Below are 17,098 nucleotides of genomic sequence, written 5' to 3'. Positions count from 1 at the left end.
TTCATACCTCACTGCATTGTTTAACTATACTATCCTGAATTTCCTTTACCTTTACAAAAAATTCAGATTCAGGCAGATATTTCATCCTACCGATCTCATCTTTTGCAGGGATGGTAATAAGGTCTGCGGATGCTGCTCCACGATCTAGTGCTGCTTCTGCATTCTTATGGAACATTATTATGGTTTTAAGCATTTCGTACTGCTTTTTAGGAGGGCAGTATGTATCTACTTCATGATAAGCATTTTGTTGAAGGAAATCTTCTCTTATCATTCTGGTTGTTTCAAGAGTAATTCTCTCTCGATCTGGAAGTGCATCTGGACCAACAAGTTGTACAATCTCCTGTAGTTCGGATTCTTTTTGGAGAAGGGCCATTGCTTCGTCCCTTGTTTCCCTCCAGTCTGATCCTGTATTGGTATTCCACCAGTCTTCTACACTGTCCACATATAATGAGTAGCTTTGGAGCCAATCTATTGATGGGAAGTGACGTTTATCTGCAAGTGATGCATCTAGGGCCCAGAACACTTTGGATATACGTAGTGTGTTCTGTGTAACTGGTTCTGAAAGGTCACCACCAGGTGGTGATACTGCACCAACAACTGTTACTGATGAAGTTTTATCTTCTGTACCTACTGTAGTTATCCTTCCAGCCCGTTCGTAGAACTGTGCAAGTCTTGATGCTAAATATGCAGGGTATCCTTCTTCACCGGGCATTTCTTCAAGTCTTCCTGAGATCTCCCTCATTGCTTCGGCCCATCTTGAGGTTGAATCAGCCATAAGTGCTACATCATATCCCATATCACGGAAATACTCTGCTATGGTTATACCTGTATAAACACAAGCTTCCCTTGCAGCCACTGGCATGTTGGATGTGTTTGCTATAAGGACTGTTCTGTCCATAAGTGGTTTACCTGTTTTTGGGTCTTCAAGTTCTGGGAACTCTTTTAGAACCTCTGTCATTTCGTTACCACGTTCCCCACAACCTACGTATACAATAATATCTGCATCTGCCCATTTTGCAAGCTGTTGTTGTGTAACAGTTTTTCCTGATCCAAATGGTCCAGGCATAGCTGATGTTCCACCTTTAGCAACGGGGAAAAAAGTGTCTTGTGCTCTTTGTCCAGTTACGAGCGGAATATCTGGGTCTAATTTTGCTTTGTATGGTCTTCCAACTCTTACTGGCCATTTTTGCATCATTGGTACTTTTACAATACCTGATGAAGTTTCAACTTCTGCTATTTCTTCTTCAACAGTATACTGTCCTTCAGGCACAATGCTTATGAGTTTACCTTCCACTTTTGGCGGTATCATTATTTTCTGAAGAATCGCAGATGTTTCCTGAACTTCTCCTATAACATCTCCACCTTTAACTTCGGTTCCAACTGTTATAGTTGGTTTGAACGTCCATTTTGTTTCTTTGTTCAATGATGGAACACTCACTCCTCTCTGTAGATAATCTCCTGTCAATACTTTGATCTTTTCAAGAGGCCTCTGAATTCCATCGAATATTGATCCAATTATACCGGGGCCCAGTTCAACTGATAATGGTCCTCCTGTACTTTCAATAGGTTCACCAGGTTTCATACCTGCTGTTTCTTCATATACTTGTATGGTTGCTGTGTCACCTTCGAGTTCAATTATTTCTCCAATGAGCTTGTCGTTCCCGACTTTAACCATTTCATACATTTGGGTTCCTTTCATGCCGTTTCCGACAATAACAGGTCCTGCTATTTTTATTATATTTCCAGTAATCATTTTACCATCTCAACCCCAATTACTCTTCTTATTAGCTCTCTCATAGGATCAGATTCCCTTTCAATCGAGCCTGTTTTGTCTGGTATTTCAATTATCATAGGCAGTGCGCGTTCACTTGTTAATTTATCTATAGTGTCTCTAAATTTGTCACCTATTTTCTCGGTTGTTATTATGACTGAAAAATCCTTTTTTACTAGATCTTCAAGAATTTCTCCAGCTTTTTCCATATCCTTAACAGGGTATCCTTCTTTAATACCTCCGAGCATAAAACCTGTTACTGTATCTTCATCAGCCATCACAGCTATACTTGATTTCATATCAACATCTCCTTAATCATTGAAGTTGAGAATCCAGCTTCCCTTTTACCTCTAGCTATGATTTTTAATTTCTTTACTTCACTTTCCTTCCTATTTAAAAATCCTATCATAGGTCCTATCCCAAACTGATTTTTCAATGATATGGTTTTAGCTGTTTTAGTTAAGTGACTATCCAATGCATTTTCAAAACTTGCCATGGAATTTGTTTCAGTATAATCTGACATTGCATCTGATAGCATAGGTGCATAATCTGTACCTTCCAATCCATTTACAACGCCAGCAACATCTTCAGCTTCCATAAGTTCCTTTAGCTTCCATTCCCTGATTTGATAACCATCTGAAATCATATATGCTTCAATGTCTTCAAACTTAAGATCGTCTGCTTTGGCCCTAATAATAATCTTGATATTTGCAACATCAACCATAGTACCAATATAGTTATGAAGAAGACTTGTGTTATCATCTTCAGGAGTTGCTGAAGCTCTTAAGAGGTTTTTTAATAAATATTTGTCTAGAGATGCTTCTAAAGGTAACAGCAAGCCTGTTTCATTGTAAATAGGAATTGCATCCTCTAAAATTTTTGGATATTCAGTGCCTTCAAGGGCATTAAGTACTTCTGTAACATTGTCTGCTTCAATAAGGCTGTCTAATTTATCAGTAAGTGCACCAAATGGCACTATTAGATTTAAAGTTTCTTCTGAGCTTAGACCTGCTTCTTTAGCGATTATAATACTTTTGATATTCCTAATATCCCATTTTTTTAGTAAAAACTGGAAAACTTCTTTACTGTTATCTGGTGTAATCCTTGCAATTAGATCGTATGTTTCTGCAAGTTGAGTGTCCAGTGCTTTTTCCAGAGGATACTGATCAATGTACTTTGCATAATCAGGTACACTTCGTAGGTAATTTTTAACCTCTTCAATGTTCTGTGATTCAACAATCTCTGAAAACTCTTTTTCAGTGAACAACCTTCCAGTTCTTGCCCTTACCCTAGCATTAGGATAAGTGTAGGGGAACATATCTAACACAGGTTTTATAGTTGATACAACCACTATTACTGCCACAACTGCCAATACTAGGAACATTGCACCGATAAAAGCTTCAACCGAGGGAAATCCAAGTGAAGTAACTATTGTAGCAATATCTTCTACCATTTAAATCTCCCCTATCATTTGAAAAGTATACGTGCAACTTCTGATCTTAGAGATTTTTTAAATCTAAGCATCCTTGCTTCGATAGTGTTGTTAACTTCTATATCACCATTTTTAGTTTTTACTATAGATCCACCAATGGTGTTGATGTTATCCCCTATCTCTAACTTAGTTTCGTTACTTGTTTTTTCTTTAACTTCATTTTCTATTGACGATATAGAATCTTTTATTTTAGCTACATCTTCCTGTTTGAGGAGTATAATAAGTTCTCCGCCTCCAATTTCCAATGCAGCTTCTGTTATAATATTTTTAAGAGATTCTTTATATTCTTCGGATGTTGAAGACGCAATTTCTGCAAGCTTTTCTTCAGCTTTTTTAAAGGATTTTTCTATTATTTCTTCTCTTGCCTCAAGTTCCATCCTTCTCGAGTTCATCTTAGCTTCAGAGATTATCTGTTGATACCTCATTGCAGACTGTTTTTTACCGTCTTCTAAGATTTTTTCCTTTTCAATAATGGAAATCTTTTCGCCTTCTCCTAAAATGGAGGTGCTTTCCTTCTCAGCTTCTTCCAATACAGAATCCGCTTTGAATTGAGCATCTGACATTATACTTGAGAATATTTTCCCTGTCCCGGCACTCATGTCTTATCCTCCAAGAATTCCACCGAAGACCATAAGCAATATAGCAATAAGGAAACCGTATATAGCCTGTGTCTCTGATAGAGCTGTAAATATAATACCTCTTGCAAACATGTCTGGTTCTTCAACAACGGCTCCAACAGCAGAAGATGCTGTTATACCTTGACCCATACCTGAACCTAAACCTGCAAATCCAACTGCAGCACCTGCACCTACAGCGACTAATCCTGATGCTACAGTTAATGAATTTCCTGTACCCATAATTCCTGAGAAAACCAGGAGCAGAATGGCAATCAAGAAACCGTATATAGCTTGTGTTTCTGGCAATGCTGTGAAAATAATACCTCTTGCAAACATATCAGGGTCTTCTGCTACTGCACCTACACTTCCTGCTGCTGCAATTCCTTGTCCTATACCTGATCCTAAACCAGCCATTCCGACCGCTATACCTGCGCCGATTGCTGCTAATGCTGTTCCTAATACAATTTCTACCATATTATTTACCTCCTAATTCTGTATGTCTTCTTTTTGTTCGGAAGGCTTTGAACTTTTGACTTCCACCTATGTAAAACTGAGCAAAGTACTCAACGTAATGCAAACGTAATGAATTTATAAATGCACCCAAACTCTGGAATGCACAATTGGCTATATGTCCTCCAATGAATACAATTGGGGCTAATACAATACCAATAACTGGAATCATGCTTTCACAGAGTCCTGTTAATATGTTAACTGTCATGGCTATACCGCCTGTTGAAAGACACAATGCCAATAGCCTGGCGTATGATAATATGGTTCCAAGGAATCCTGTAAGATCCATAAGACCAAATGCTCCATTGAAGTAAATGAGCATTATAAGGCTTAAAAGAATTATAGGACCTCCAAATATGGCGCCACTCATCATAGAACCAGATATGTAGAACAATGCAAGTATAATAATACCAGCTTCGAGAACAAACCAAACTATTTGTGAACCAAGTGCTTCCCTTACATCTCCACGGGTTATATTGTTGTATGATCCTATTAACAGACCCATGTTTATATGTAAAACACCAACTATTAATGCGATTACAAGGATGATCTCAGGATGAACAAATGCATCAATAGCTCCAATTGTTGTTGGAAGTGGTGCGCCAAGTATCCATCTTGGGAATAAATCTCCAATGAAACCATTGGTAACCATTCCAAGTATAAATGCCCATGCACCGCAAGCAATCAGAATAAGACCTATGTTAGACATGAGTTTGCTGTTTCTACCCAGTCCTCTAAATATAATTAAACCTAAAATTGCATCAACAATTCCGTATCCGGCATCTGTTAAACAGTAACCAAAGAAGAACGGAAATATAATTGCCATTAAAATTGTTGGATCAAACTCCCTGTAATCTGGTGGGGAGTACATATGAACGAACATTTCATATGGCTTGGCAAACCTTGGGTTATCCAAGTGCACTGGTATTTTATCCTTATCAACATCTGGATCGGATACATCTACAATTGAATGACCATCAGTCATGTTTTCAATAATACCGAGGGTTTTTTCAAGATTTTTCTTTGTAACCCATCCTTCAAACATAACAGTGTTTTCGGTTTCACCAAACGATGAGAATATTTCGCTGCGTTGTTTTTCAATTTCAAGCAGTTCTTTTAAAACCAATAATTCAGAATGCCATTCTGCAGAAATTTCTGCTAAATTGTTTAAAATTAATTCTTTTTCTTTTGCAATGGATTCTATTTCTGATTCTGAATTTTCAATAATCTCCTCAGGTTTACCAGAGAGACCAGTTAATTCGAATCTTTCAAATTCTAATTTCCTTAACAGACTGGCAATTTTGTCCCCGTTTTGTTTAAGGGTAACCACCAATAGTATTTTAAATTCTTTATCTGTACTGTCATTATCAAAAACCACAATTTCATCGGGTAAATCTTTCATACCTTCTTTAAATTGTTTAAAGGAATCTAAAGCAATTTTGCCTGCTATAACAGAGACGTATTTTGTTTCTGCCAAGTCACCAATATTAACATCAAATTTTATTAAATTTTCAGCTACATTAATGGCGTTTTTCAGTCTTGAATTTTCTGTTTCAAGTTCATTTAGCTTTTCTTCCAAGGGGTTGGTTTGTGATTCAACCTGATTTAGGATTTCTTCTGCATTTGATAAAAGTTTTTCAACTTCTACTTGTTCAACTTCCTTTTTCTCAATTTGAGGAGGATTAATAAATCCTTTGGCAATAGTTAAAATCCCTTCATCCTTCTTACTTACAGAATCTAAAAAGTCTGCTGTTCCAGTTACTTTCATTAAAAGGGAGGAAATTTTACCTAGAAAAGGAGTTGCATGAGAAGGTCTTAGAATTTGTTTCCACTCTGCATCTTGTTGTATTCGCTCAGATATGTCATAGATCTGTACTAAACCTGATTCGTGAAGTGATTTCACAACAGAATCAGCATACTGATCCAAAGTAATTATCTTGAGCTTCTTCATCTTTGCCGGCTTGAACATGGTACTCACACTATAAAATACTTCTTACAATTATGTCCGATGCCTCATCTACCTTATCCATTGCTGTTTTTTTATTTATTTCAATTTCTTCAGCTGTTTTATTGGATATATGCAAGGCTTCTTTTTTGGCATTAGTTTCAGCTTCAAACAACATGTTTTCAGCTTCACCAAGAGATTCCTCCTTGGATTTTTCAATAATCTCCTTTGATTTTAAGCAGGACTCTTCTATTTTTTGGACCGATTTCTCTTTTGTATCTTCTATTAATTTCTCAGCATCATTTTCAGCCTTTTTAATGGTAGTAATAGCTTCCGATATCGTTGTCATTTAAATCACCATGATTATGTTGGAAAATCTATTTTGAGTTATATTTATCTTTTACTATTTGATTTTTTTAAATTAATTTTCAATAAGAAAATAACTCTAATAAATGCAATTTTATTTATTATTCTTATTCATCACTCTAGCTAAACTTCGTGTTTTCACCTCTGTGTCTTGATAGTGTATTTCATCAACGTCAAATATTTTTCTGAAGGGGGGTTCAATAGTTTTTTCTTCAAAAACATGTGAAATAATTCCAGGAAGTCGGCCCATCATAAAAACACCAGTTCCAAGACTCCAATCAAAGCCAAGGTCAGAAAGTATCCCTGCATTTGCTCCATCAATATTCATCTTGATTCCTTTAATTTCAAATAGTATCTCTTCGATTGCAAGTGCAAGTTCGGTGTGTACACCGTTACATCCATATTCCTCTGCAATTTTTATAAGTTTACTGGCACGAGGATCTTCTGAATGATATCTGTGACCAAAACCTGGTATTTTTTCATTGTTGTTAAAAAATTCATCAACAACAACACCTGCAACTGCTCTTATATCATGATGGGATTCAAGTGGTCCATTGTATCCTATAACCCCATTTTGAACCAGTTCTTGTAAAATCTTCATTGAACGTTCCAGAGCTCCTGCATGATATTTTCCAAAGGATAAGAGTCCTCCTGAAACACAGCTATTCATTGAAGAACCAGTGGAGGCCATAAGTCTGGAAACCTGTGTACTAGGAGGTGTAACACCATGGTCACAAAATGAAACAAGTACAGATTCAAACATTTTTGAATCCTTTTCAGATGGCATTTTTCCTTTTATAAGTAAATATGCCATCTCAGGATAGGATATGTTTCCTATTAGGTCTTCCTGTGGATATCCCCGGGTAACTATCTTGTTTGGTTCAATTCGGGTTATGGAGGTTTTCCACTTGGGGTTAGTTAATTTTAGTATATTTTCCACAGTTTCTCTTCCAATTGCCATAAAAATCACTCCAAATATTTGGAAGACAGGTTTACGGATGATCTCCTTGGTTCTACACAACAACAAGGACGTGTACAAGTTATTCTCACGCCACTGGCCCTTTGAGGTCCAATATTTACAAACGATCCTAGTGCAGTTATAGAACCACCAATTCCGAGTGCACCTGCATTAGTGATATTAAGTGATTCTGTCAGGTCTTTCTCTAATTCAGACTGGTTATTAAGGTCCCCGTATGCCATTGCCTTCAGCATAAGCGATGCAGCTTCAAAATGAGTTCTACCAATGCCAATAGTTGGAATACAAGGTGTGCATCCAAGCATTGTAATCTCTGATCTCAACCATGTTAAAACTTCTTCAAATACTTTTCTATGATCTCGCTTGTGGAAAACCTTATATGTATGTGCACGAATTTCAGGACCTCCACCAAGCATCAATATATGTATATTAACCCCCTTACCCTCCATGCTATCAACCATAAAAGAAGGAGCTACAAGTTTTTCAGGGTTATTATATAATCCCTTTGATTGTTCAATTCTTTCGATGGAATCTCCCTTGACAGCCATGGGTCTAGCAGGAAGTTCACTTAAACCCTCAGCAATTCCATTATTTATATCCTTGAAAAAACTCTGGGGGAGCTGACTTTCATTCCCAACTTCGATAAGGATGTGTGGTATTCCAGTATCATCACATAATGGAACTTTATTTGTTTTAGCAATTTTTGCATTTTCCAAAAGAAGTTCAAGAACCCATTTAGCATTAGGATTAGTTTCAATTTCAATTGCACGTCTATAAGAATCTAATTGGTCATTCCTGAAAGTTGTGCTGGCTTCTATAACTGCTTTTTTAATCAAATCAACTAAAACCATTATCTAAACTCCAATACGTATTTCTATTAAATTTCTTAAATATAAATTTATTATATAATATTACATCAGATTGATCTATATTTCTGGTATGGCCATATCATCCGTTCCAGGTTTAGAAATCTTTGCTTCAGAATAATAACGGTCAATCATGCTTTGAACTAGAAAAACCTGTCTCACTCGTTCGGTGGCTTGGCTTTGAGTTGTTTCCCATCCATGATGTGCTGCAATAGATCCTCCTGTTTTAAGGTAAACTGGTGATGCTTTCCTTATTATTTCTGGTGCTTCATAATGCCGTATAAAACCTCCGGAAGATTTAGGATTTTCCATGTGAAGATCCAGTGAAATATTTATTGACTTTCTAATAGAGGCCATCATTGGAATTTGAAGATCTCTAACCGGGTTGAAAGAATCTGCCCCGGTTTCTTCCAGGAACTTTGCAGATGCAGGATTGCCATGCCCACAATGAGCTGAAACTTTAAAATGTGTATTTTTTGGCAACTCTCCTTTTTTTCTCATTTTATTTAGTACCCAGAGTAATCCTTCGTCGTAGATCACAATTCCCCTCACCCCCAAGGTTGTGGCGCGTTTAACATCTTCTATTGCATATAAAAGATTTTCATATCCTCTCAATCTATAACCTATCCTAGCTCCTTCGGGGGTGTTGGCAGACGCACTAGTATCATAGGTTGCCCTTGGACCAACGCTTAAAAATAGCTCCATACGGGCATCTATTGCAATTTTGACCATTTCTTCAATTTCTTCATCTGTTAAAAGCATAATGCCCTTTGTCTGAGTTACCCTGTGAACAGTAACACCGTACTGATCTGTTGCATTAACTAATGCAGCCATAGCACCAGGATTTTGAATACCAGGAACTTCGAAACGATACTGTGCACCGTCTGGAAAACGTTTTTTTGATGCTTTTAACTCTTCATCCATTCTTTCAATGCCAATTTCCCTTAAAAAATCTTCTGTGCGCATTAACTCACCTTTAAATTTAAGATATTCTCAATAAATTTTTAATATATTTAAATTCTTAATTTTTTTTATCAAGATTTAAATGCATTGTTCAATATCTCCATTAGTTCATTCATTTTATAGGATTCAAGTTTGTTGATCACGTTTAAAACATCTAGATCAACCTTTGGATTTAGATTATGGAATTTATGCATTATTTCATATTGATTAAAAGGATTTTCTGGTTCTCCCTGCGGTAAATCTGCCCTACAAAAATAAGATTTCTCTTTTGTAATGACAGTAACCTCAGATGGCCTTTTCCAAGGGTAGAGTTTATTAATATCGTTATCGTTATCTATGCTTACTTTAGATGCCATTGAAATTATTTCATGATCAATTTCAATGTTCTCTAAGTTTAATTCACCATTTAAAATACAAATCGCAGATGTAACTGGTAAACTTTGTCTAATTGATTCAATGGTTTGTGGGTTGTAATCATCATGTTCAGAAGCGATTTCATATGTTTTAATTCTAATTGATTGTATATCTTCTATATTTGTTCCTTCCAAAATCATCTGCTTATGAATGTCAATTATGGCATCAATTGATGAATGAAGATGTCTACATACAGGATATCTTTTGAAGTAAACATCATTTATATGATATTTTTTGCTTTTAAAGAGGTTATCTGCTTTGATTTTATAATTTTCATAATGATTTTTAGAAACCATTGCTTTTAAAAATCCTTCATTACCTTCTATTATTAAATTAGCACCAGTAAAGTCATTTTCAGCGAGCATTGCAGAGATCACACCAGCTTGTGCTGCTTTACCTGCATGTAAATGTTTCCCCATAGTACCTGAATGATCAGATTCTAATAATCCTGCAGCTTGGGTCCCTGCAAGCCCTAATGCGTTAATAATATCTTTAGGTTTTAAACACATGATTTTAGACGCTGCTGCTGCTGCACCAAAGGTTCCACAAGTACCTGTACTATGAAAACCATTATTTCTGTGTTCGGGATTTATGATCATACCCAGGATGATTGAAATCTGATAACCTGCAACAATTGAACTAATAAATTCTTTGCCTGTTTTATCATACGCTTCTGATAATGCTAATGAAGCGGGAATTACAGAACATCCTGGATGTAGTTGTGCAAAACGATGTCCATCATCAAGATCAAGACTATGGGCAAAAACTCCGTTAATTAAGGGTGCATCTGTGCAATTTGCTTTTTCAAAACCTAAAACAGTAGATGATTCACCATTGACAAACAAATTTTTAACTGCTTTTCCACTTTTAGTTCTTGATCCTCTGAGTGAAACAGCTAAAAAATCTATGAAACATAGTTTTGACTTGTTTATCACATTCTCAGGAAGTTTGTTATAATTTGTATTTACAATAATCCTAGCCAATTTCTCAGATATCATTGTAGGTAGAATATATATACATACAATAAATTTTTTGGCATAAATTGTAAAAAGAATTATAAAAAAAATTATCTTTTCATTTTTTCCTTATAATTGGTTTGCTTAAATGTCTTCTAGCGGAGGGTGGTGTTTCATAGAATCCCTTTTCAATATTCCGGGATATTTCAATCCTTTCTTTTTTTCCATCCCTTATTTTTGCACCGCATATTGGACATTTATAACCCTTCCCAGCGCCAGCAGATTTCATTCTTTTACCACAATCACAAATGGGGTTTAATAACCGTAAAGGTATCGCTAGTTCTAATAATTCAAATTTTTCAATATTTAATGTCCCTTTTTTATTTATTCCTTCTCCTACCCCTCCATAAACCCGTAAAATGTCTTCAGGTTCAAGTTCCCTCACAAAATCCCTGAACCTTTTAGTGGGTTCATAAGCTGCACATTCTATTTCTCCAGATTCATCTTTAAGGGTGAAGATCAAATGTCCACCTTCAATTACATGTGGTTTATCCTTTACAACCCCTTCAACTATGTAACACTGGAATTTTTCCATATTTTCTATGTTTGCGACCTTTTGTAGGTGCATATCAGTGTGTTGATTGGTTAAGTATACACAATACCTTTCCACTTGTTCTGTAACTTTTACAATGGATTTTGCTTTCATTAAAATTTCAGGATTTTCACTCCGTATACCATAAAGCACAGGACACGGTGTGTGAGGTTCAATTGCAATGTATCCTTCATCTAAATTGTCAAACGTTTTAGGATAGGTATGTTTATCCATTTCTCTAACAGACTCATGGTTTATTTGTCGGGGTTTACCATAGTTTTCAGAAATTCTATATGCCAATAATTCATAGGTTTTATCATTAAGAGGGCAGCTTATCGCAGCTAAAGCACCTATTATACCCCTTCCATTTTTGAATTTATAAAAATCAGCTCCTACTTTATTTAAAAGATTTTCTGCATCTTCTATAGAAACTATATTTCTAATGGCTTTTAAGGAAAATTCCTGAAGTTCGGGAGTTATTTTATTATTATAGAACACTACTCCTGGATTTGTTCTTTCATCTTCAAGTACTGATAATTCCTGAACATTCTCTAAAACTATTTTTTTTACTTCTTCTGCTTCTTTCAATGATTTTAATTCTAATTTGAAGGATGTAGCACCATTTCCTCGTGTTTTAAATCTTGCAAATGGGTTTAGACGTATAAGTCGTGGATGCCCAGTAATGTTAAAACCACAATCTTTAAGTTTGGAGATTATAACACAAGTTATATAGGTGGTGCACATTCCTGAACTGGAATCTGTATCATCAATTCCAACGTATAATAATATATTGTTCATAATTTTTCACCGGTGATTAATTTGCAGAAAGCTAACATTCCAGCTCAAAGGGATCATATCCTCATTGAGATAAATGATCTTCTTTCCAATCATGGTTTTGAAACTTCTAATATATATGATAGAAGTTGTTTTGATATGGTTGCTAGGAAGGAACTGGAACTTTTACTTCTTAAGATACTCATAAATATCGATGGCTTCACAGGTAACCAGGCAGAAGAAATAAAGAAAGTTGCAGGCTCATTTTTTGCATCACCTCTTATAGTTGGAATTAAATCTAAAAATGAATATTTAGAGGAAGATGTTGTTTATGAACGGCATGGTATTCCTGTTATTGCTAAAGATACACTTAGAAATATGATTGTTGATGAAGTTTATCCAGAAGTATTTGCAGATCGTGGCGGTTACTATGTTCAAATGGACGGTGAGGTCATAAAATCTGTTAGGGAATCTCAAAATATTTCAAGAAAGGATTTAGCGGATAAAGCTCATGTTTCGAGGGAAACAATTTATAAATATGAGAGAGGAATGGTGAGGGCATTTCCCGAAACCGCTATGATGCTTGAAAGTATTCTAAACATGAAGATAACACTTTCAGTTAATTTATTAAGGGCTCCAGACTTTGATAAAGATAAAACTCAAATTTCAGATAATTCTAAAACCAATATTCCGTTAAATATTGAAATTCAACCCAATTTAGCTAATCTTGGCTTTGGAATCATATCCACAACTAGAACACCATTCGATGCTCTTGCCAAACAGAAATCTGAGAAAAAGACTTCAAAAGAAGATAGTACAGTTATAACAAATATGGAGAAAAATAGAAACCAACAAGCACTCAAAAAAATGGCTTTAAATGTAAGGGATCTTTCTGAAATCACAGGGTCAGATGCAGTGTTTTTATTAAAAGGTAAAAAACCTTTAAAATGCATTGAAGGAATACCAGTTGTACATAACTGGGAAATAAAAGAAATGGAAAATTCAAAAGAGTTTTTAAATATTGTAAGAGAACGTAGGGATTGTAATTAAAAAAAATAATAAGTCAGTAAAACAAAAAATGTTCTAATACAAATTTTAATTATTTAAAAATTGATTAATGTTGTGGTTCCACCTCACCCATAAACCATAATACCAAAACGCCCTCTCCAAGTATTATAATAGAAAATCCAATTATGGCATAAATCAAATTCATGACATCAAACATATTTTTTCCTCCCAAAGGATTTTAAAAATATTTATTATGGACTTTTAAAAATTAATTATTAATATCTATAATATGATTATTAAATTTTTTGAAATAATCGAACATTTATTTCACTTTTATATAGAATTATTATCATTTGAAAATTAGAAATTTCTAAGTAGCAAATTTTATCCTTAATATTCGGAATAGAATGAAATAAATTATTTTTATGGGATATTTAAGTACAGAAGCTATTTTTTTGGACATATTTTAAATTTTTATCAATTTTTTTAGTATATTAATTCTACAGTAGCATATAACATTTGGATTTGATTTTGGATAATTAGTATCTGAAAATAAATAACCGGTTTTCATTCAAATTATACCTTCGTCTCAAAACAAATTATATCAATTTTTGTGAGGCAATATCTTCTACAGTAGTATTTGGATTGAAATATCTTCCATTTTTATCTGTAAAGGATTTTAAAAACATAGTGGATTTTATTTGAATTGATTGTTCTGGACAGTAAGTTAAGGCAGGCATGACAGAAAAAACAGGAGATATTATTATTCCATATAGGTTTTTTATTGTTGATTTTGATTTTACCTGATAAACAAACCTTTTCACAAGTGCCACAAATAACACATACAAATTTGAAAAAATTTATTTAGAAGCCAAGAGATTGAATGTTTCTTGAGCTTCTTTTTCAGAAGCAATTCCAATAGCAACAATATCCACAAAATCAGCTGTTTTTAAGTAATCAAAGGCTTCTTCGGGCTTAAGTATTCCTGCTGCAAGAATTTTTTTTGCAATTACAATTTTATTAATGCTTTTGATAATATTATTAAAATTGGTTCTTTCTTCTATTCCATAAGTATCACAGTCCATTAGATATCCTAACTTGTTAACTGGAACCATGTAAAGTTCAAATAGATCAAGCACCGGTGATTTAAGTAGACTGTCCGTGTTTTGAAATGGCATATGGGTAACAAGACCCGACACAATTTTTTCATCTTTAATTAATTGTAATTTTTCTTCAATAAAATTCCAGTCTTTGTCATCTGTAATATCTGCATGAAGAAGCATTGAACTGGCCTTTAGATCAGAGAATAATTCTATGTCTTCATTTTCCTTTCCAGGTCTTACTGTACCCATCACATTCATATCATACCCTGCTTCTTGAGCCCAAATAAGTGCTTCTACTACAGGAGGGTAAGGGATTACTTGAATACCAGTTATACCCAATTCATATGATTTTTTGATTATTTTAAGTATATTTTCGGGATTATTGTATAGATCAAGCTGATAAAGTCTTGCTCTGTGCCCAAATTGAGCCGCTGCAATAAAAGGAGAAGTTCCAAGAAGTGTTCTTGGAATTTCCGATTGAGATATTTTTATTTTACCTTCAAACATTCATTTACTCCACTGGCTGAGCAACAACAGCAGTACCATATGCTAAAATTTCCTGCATAATATCACTTATGGCATCAGAATCGAATCGTGCACTTATTATTGCGTTTGCTCCCATATCTTGAGCATGTTGAATACATCTTTCTAGGGCTTCATTTCTTGACTGTTGCATCATCTGGACATATTCTTTTATTTCTCCTCCAAACACGGAACGTATTCCTGCCCCTATCTGCCCTCCAACACCTCTACTTCGTACAGTTAATCCATATACAAATCCTTTTGTTTCTAAAATTTCATATCCTGGTACGTAATTAGAGCTCACAATTATAAATTCATCTACAGAAACCAAACAAATACCTCCAACATTTTATTTAATCGGTGCTTTCATTATACATCCATTTTTCTTAAGAGTTGATATATTTTTCCAATTAAGATAATAATTTTTATGGGATTCATTAATTTTCTTAAATTTTATTAAGACTGAATCATAGATTCAAACATCCATAATTGATATTCAAAATTTAAATTTAAATTGAATTCAAAATCATTATTCACAATAGAATTTTATAAATGAAAGTTCTCCTATAAATTTAATCTCATTCCACTTCATATAATAATATAGAAGAACGGGAGCAGGTGAAAAGATGGATAAAAAAGTACTTATCGCTGATCAAATAAACGAAAAAGGAATAGATGAACTTAAAGATATCGCAGAAGTAGTTCCTAACTTTACAATATCAAACGAAGAGCTATTAAAAGTTATTAAGGATTTTGATGCCATAATAGTAAGAAGCAGAACTAAAGTGACCCGTGAGGTAATTGAAGCATCTGATAAGCTAAAAATAATTGCACGTGCAGGAGTTGGAGTTGACAATGTAGATGTCCAGGCAGCTACTGAACGGGGTATAATGGTTATAAATGCACCGGAATCAACTTCAATAACTGTTGCTGAACATACAATGGGTTTAATACTCGCACTCTCACGTAAAATAGCCATTGCAGATAGTTCAGTTAAAAATGGGAAATGGGAGAAAGGCAGATTCATGGGTATTGAGCTCAATGGAAAAACTCTTGGTGTAATTGGAATGGGAAGAATTGGAAGTCAAGTAGTGACACGTTCAAAGGCATTTGGAATGGATACAATTGTTTACGACCCATATATTACCAAAAAAACAGCTTCAGAATTGGGAGTAACAGTAGTAGACCTTGAAACCCTTATAAAAGAATCTGATGTAATGACAATACACGTGCCACTTACACCAGAAACCAAATACCTTATATCAAAACCACAATTTGAGATGATGAAGGAAAATGCATTTATAGTCAACTGTGCAAGGGGAGGAATTATTAACGAAGATGATCTATACGATGCTCTTTCAACTGATGAAATAAGGGGAGCAGGGCTTGATGTATTTGAAAATGAACCTCCAAAAAACAGTAAATTATTGGAACTTGATAATGTAGTATTAACTCCACATATTGCAGCGTCAACGTCTGAAGCTCAGAGAGATGCTGCCATAATTGTAGCTAATGAGATAAAAAAAGTTTTCAAAGGGATATCTCCAAAGAATGTAATCAACATGCCTGTACTTGACCCTGAAACCTTTAATTTAATAAAACCATACTTTGCTCTCATAGAAAAGATTGGAAAGTTCATGATACAAACGGCCAAGGGTAATATCAACGAAATAGATGTAACTTACTGTGGAGAGCTTTCTGAATTCCCAAAACATGATATTTTAACTAGAATGATACTTCAAGAAGTTTTAAATCCAATTCTTAACGAGCCAGTTAACCTTGTAAATGCAACCACAGTTGCTGAAAATAGGGGTATAATTGTAACTGAAGGAAAAAGATGCGATGCTAAAGGTTACAAAAGCCTAATAAAGGTTGAAATGAAATCGGATTACAATGATGTAAGTGTGGAGGGAATATTTACTCATCAACAGCCTAGAATAGTCATGATAAATGGTTATAAGGTGGATGTTGAACCTGAAGGTACCATGTTGATTTCAAAGTACAAGGATAAACCTGGAATAATAGGCGCAATCGGTACAAAAATTGGTGAACATAATATAAACATAGCTAAAATGCAAGTTGGTAGAAAGGAACTTGGCGGTGAAGCGGTAATGGTTCTTAAAGTAGACCAAATAGTTCCAGAATTTGTGATATTAGAAATTAAAAAGCTTGAAGATGTCCATGATGCTGTGGCTGTTAATCTTTAAGATAAAATATTCTTTT

General features: G+C 34.7%; 17 protein-coding genes. 2 read left to right on the top strand and 15 right to left on the bottom strand.

Going from position 1 to position 17,098, the window contains the following annotated elements:
* Window position 1 precedes the first annotated feature (1 nt).
* The 12 genes from DL91_RS10265 to DL91_RS10210 form a co-directional block, all read right to left on the bottom strand.
* Window positions 2-1,753: an ATP synthase subunit A gene (locus DL91_RS10265; protein ID WP_048191519.1), complete on the bottom strand. Its 1,752-nt coding sequence runs from the start codon at window positions 1,751-1,753 to the stop codon at window positions 2-4.
* A complete protein-coding gene (locus DL91_RS10260; RefSeq protein WP_048191518.1) occupies window positions 1,750-2,070 on the bottom strand; it encodes a V-type ATP synthase subunit F in 321 nt (106 codons plus the stop codon). The genes DL91_RS10265 and DL91_RS10260 overlap by 4 nt, the downstream gene beginning before the upstream one ends.
* Window positions 2,067-3,224, bottom strand: a complete 1,158-nt coding sequence (locus DL91_RS10255) for a V-type ATP synthase subunit C (RefSeq protein WP_048191517.1) — start codon at window positions 3,222-3,224, stop codon at window positions 2,067-2,069. The genes DL91_RS10260 and DL91_RS10255 overlap by 4 nt, the downstream gene beginning before the upstream one ends.
* Before the next feature lie 14 nt (window positions 3,225-3,238).
* Complete coding sequence (locus DL91_RS10250; protein ID WP_048191516.1) at window positions 3,239-3,862, bottom strand: V-type proton ATPase subunit E; 624 nt, start codon at window positions 3,860-3,862, stop codon at window positions 3,239-3,241.
* Between the two features lie 3 nt (window positions 3,863-3,865).
* Entirely contained in the window at window positions 3,866-4,354 is a 489-nt protein-coding gene (locus tag DL91_RS10245) for an ATP synthase subunit K (protein ID WP_048191515.1), read from the bottom strand.
* 1 nt (window position 4,355) lies between these two features.
* Complete coding sequence (locus DL91_RS10240) at window positions 4,356-6,359, bottom strand: V-type ATP synthase subunit I (protein ID WP_048191514.1); 2,004 nt, start codon at window positions 6,357-6,359, stop codon at window positions 4,356-4,358.
* A gap of 10 nt (window positions 6,360-6,369) precedes the next feature.
* Window positions 6,370-6,684, bottom strand: coding sequence for an ATP synthase subunit H (locus DL91_RS10235; protein WP_048191512.1), 315 nt, complete (start codon window positions 6,682-6,684; stop codon window positions 6,370-6,372).
* Window positions 6,685-6,795: 111 nt separating this feature from the next.
* A complete protein-coding gene (locus DL91_RS10230) occupies window positions 6,796-7,662 on the bottom strand; it encodes a citryl-CoA lyase (protein ID WP_048191510.1) in 867 nt (288 codons plus the stop codon).
* A 5-nt stretch (window positions 7,663-7,667) separates the two neighbouring features.
* The gene (locus tag DL91_RS10225; protein WP_048191508.1) at window positions 7,668-8,528 is read right to left on the bottom strand and encodes a fumarate hydratase; all 861 of its coding nucleotides are present in this window, start codon (window positions 8,526-8,528) and stop codon (window positions 7,668-7,670) included.
* Window positions 8,529-8,603: 75 nt separating this feature from the next.
* Window positions 8,604-9,509: a hypothetical protein gene (locus DL91_RS10220; RefSeq protein WP_048191506.1), complete on the bottom strand. Its 906-nt coding sequence runs from the start codon at window positions 9,507-9,509 to the stop codon at window positions 8,604-8,606.
* A 68-nt stretch (window positions 9,510-9,577) separates the two neighbouring features.
* The gene (locus DL91_RS10215) at window positions 9,578-10,903 is read right to left on the bottom strand and encodes an MmgE/PrpD family protein (RefSeq protein WP_231551448.1); all 1,326 of its coding nucleotides are present in this window, start codon (window positions 10,901-10,903) and stop codon (window positions 9,578-9,580) included.
* Between the two features lie 91 nt (window positions 10,904-10,994).
* Window positions 10,995-12,266, bottom strand: coding sequence for a tRNA(Ile)(2)-agmatinylcytidine synthase (locus tag DL91_RS10210; RefSeq protein WP_048191501.1), 1,272 nt, complete (start codon window positions 12,264-12,266; stop codon window positions 10,995-10,997).
* A gap of 21 nt (window positions 12,267-12,287) precedes the next feature.
* Between DL91_RS10210 and DL91_RS10205 the strand changes: the two genes are divergently transcribed.
* Window positions 12,288-13,292, top strand: coding sequence for a transcriptional regulator (locus tag DL91_RS10205; protein WP_081882659.1), 1,005 nt, complete (start codon window positions 12,288-12,290; stop codon window positions 13,290-13,292).
* A gap of 557 nt (window positions 13,293-13,849) precedes the next feature.
* Here the strand turns inward: DL91_RS10205 and DL91_RS10200 are convergent.
* The 3 genes from DL91_RS10200 to DL91_RS10190 are packed head-to-tail and all read right to left on the bottom strand — an operon-like array spanning window position 13,850 to window position 15,206.
* Complete coding sequence (locus DL91_RS10200; RefSeq protein ID WP_048191499.1) at window positions 13,850-14,083, bottom strand: hypothetical protein; 234 nt, start codon at window positions 14,081-14,083, stop codon at window positions 13,850-13,852.
* Between the two features lie 27 nt (window positions 14,084-14,110).
* Window positions 14,111-14,860 (bottom strand): hypothetical protein, encoded by a 750-nt coding sequence (locus DL91_RS10195; protein ID WP_048191497.1) that lies wholly within the window; start codon window positions 14,858-14,860, stop codon window positions 14,111-14,113.
* Between the two features lie 4 nt (window positions 14,861-14,864).
* A complete protein-coding gene (locus tag DL91_RS10190; RefSeq protein WP_048191495.1) occupies window positions 14,865-15,206 on the bottom strand; it encodes a heavy metal-binding domain-containing protein in 342 nt (113 codons plus the stop codon).
* Between the two features lie 295 nt (window positions 15,207-15,501).
* Between DL91_RS10190 and serA the strand changes: the two genes are divergently transcribed.
* Window positions 15,502-17,082: a phosphoglycerate dehydrogenase gene (gene serA / locus DL91_RS10185; protein ID WP_048191493.1), complete on the top strand. Its 1,581-nt coding sequence runs from the start codon at window positions 15,502-15,504 to the stop codon at window positions 17,080-17,082.
* The last annotated feature ends 16 nt before the right edge of the window (window positions 17,083-17,098 follow it).

It is taken from the genome of Methanobacterium sp. SMA-27 (genome assembly GCF_000744455.1).
Classification (GTDB): Archaea; Methanobacteriota; Methanobacteria; order Methanobacteriales; family Methanobacteriaceae; genus Methanobacterium_B.
The sequence above is the reverse complement of the archived record's forward strand: the minus strand, read 5'-3'. Positions and strand labels throughout refer to the sequence as shown.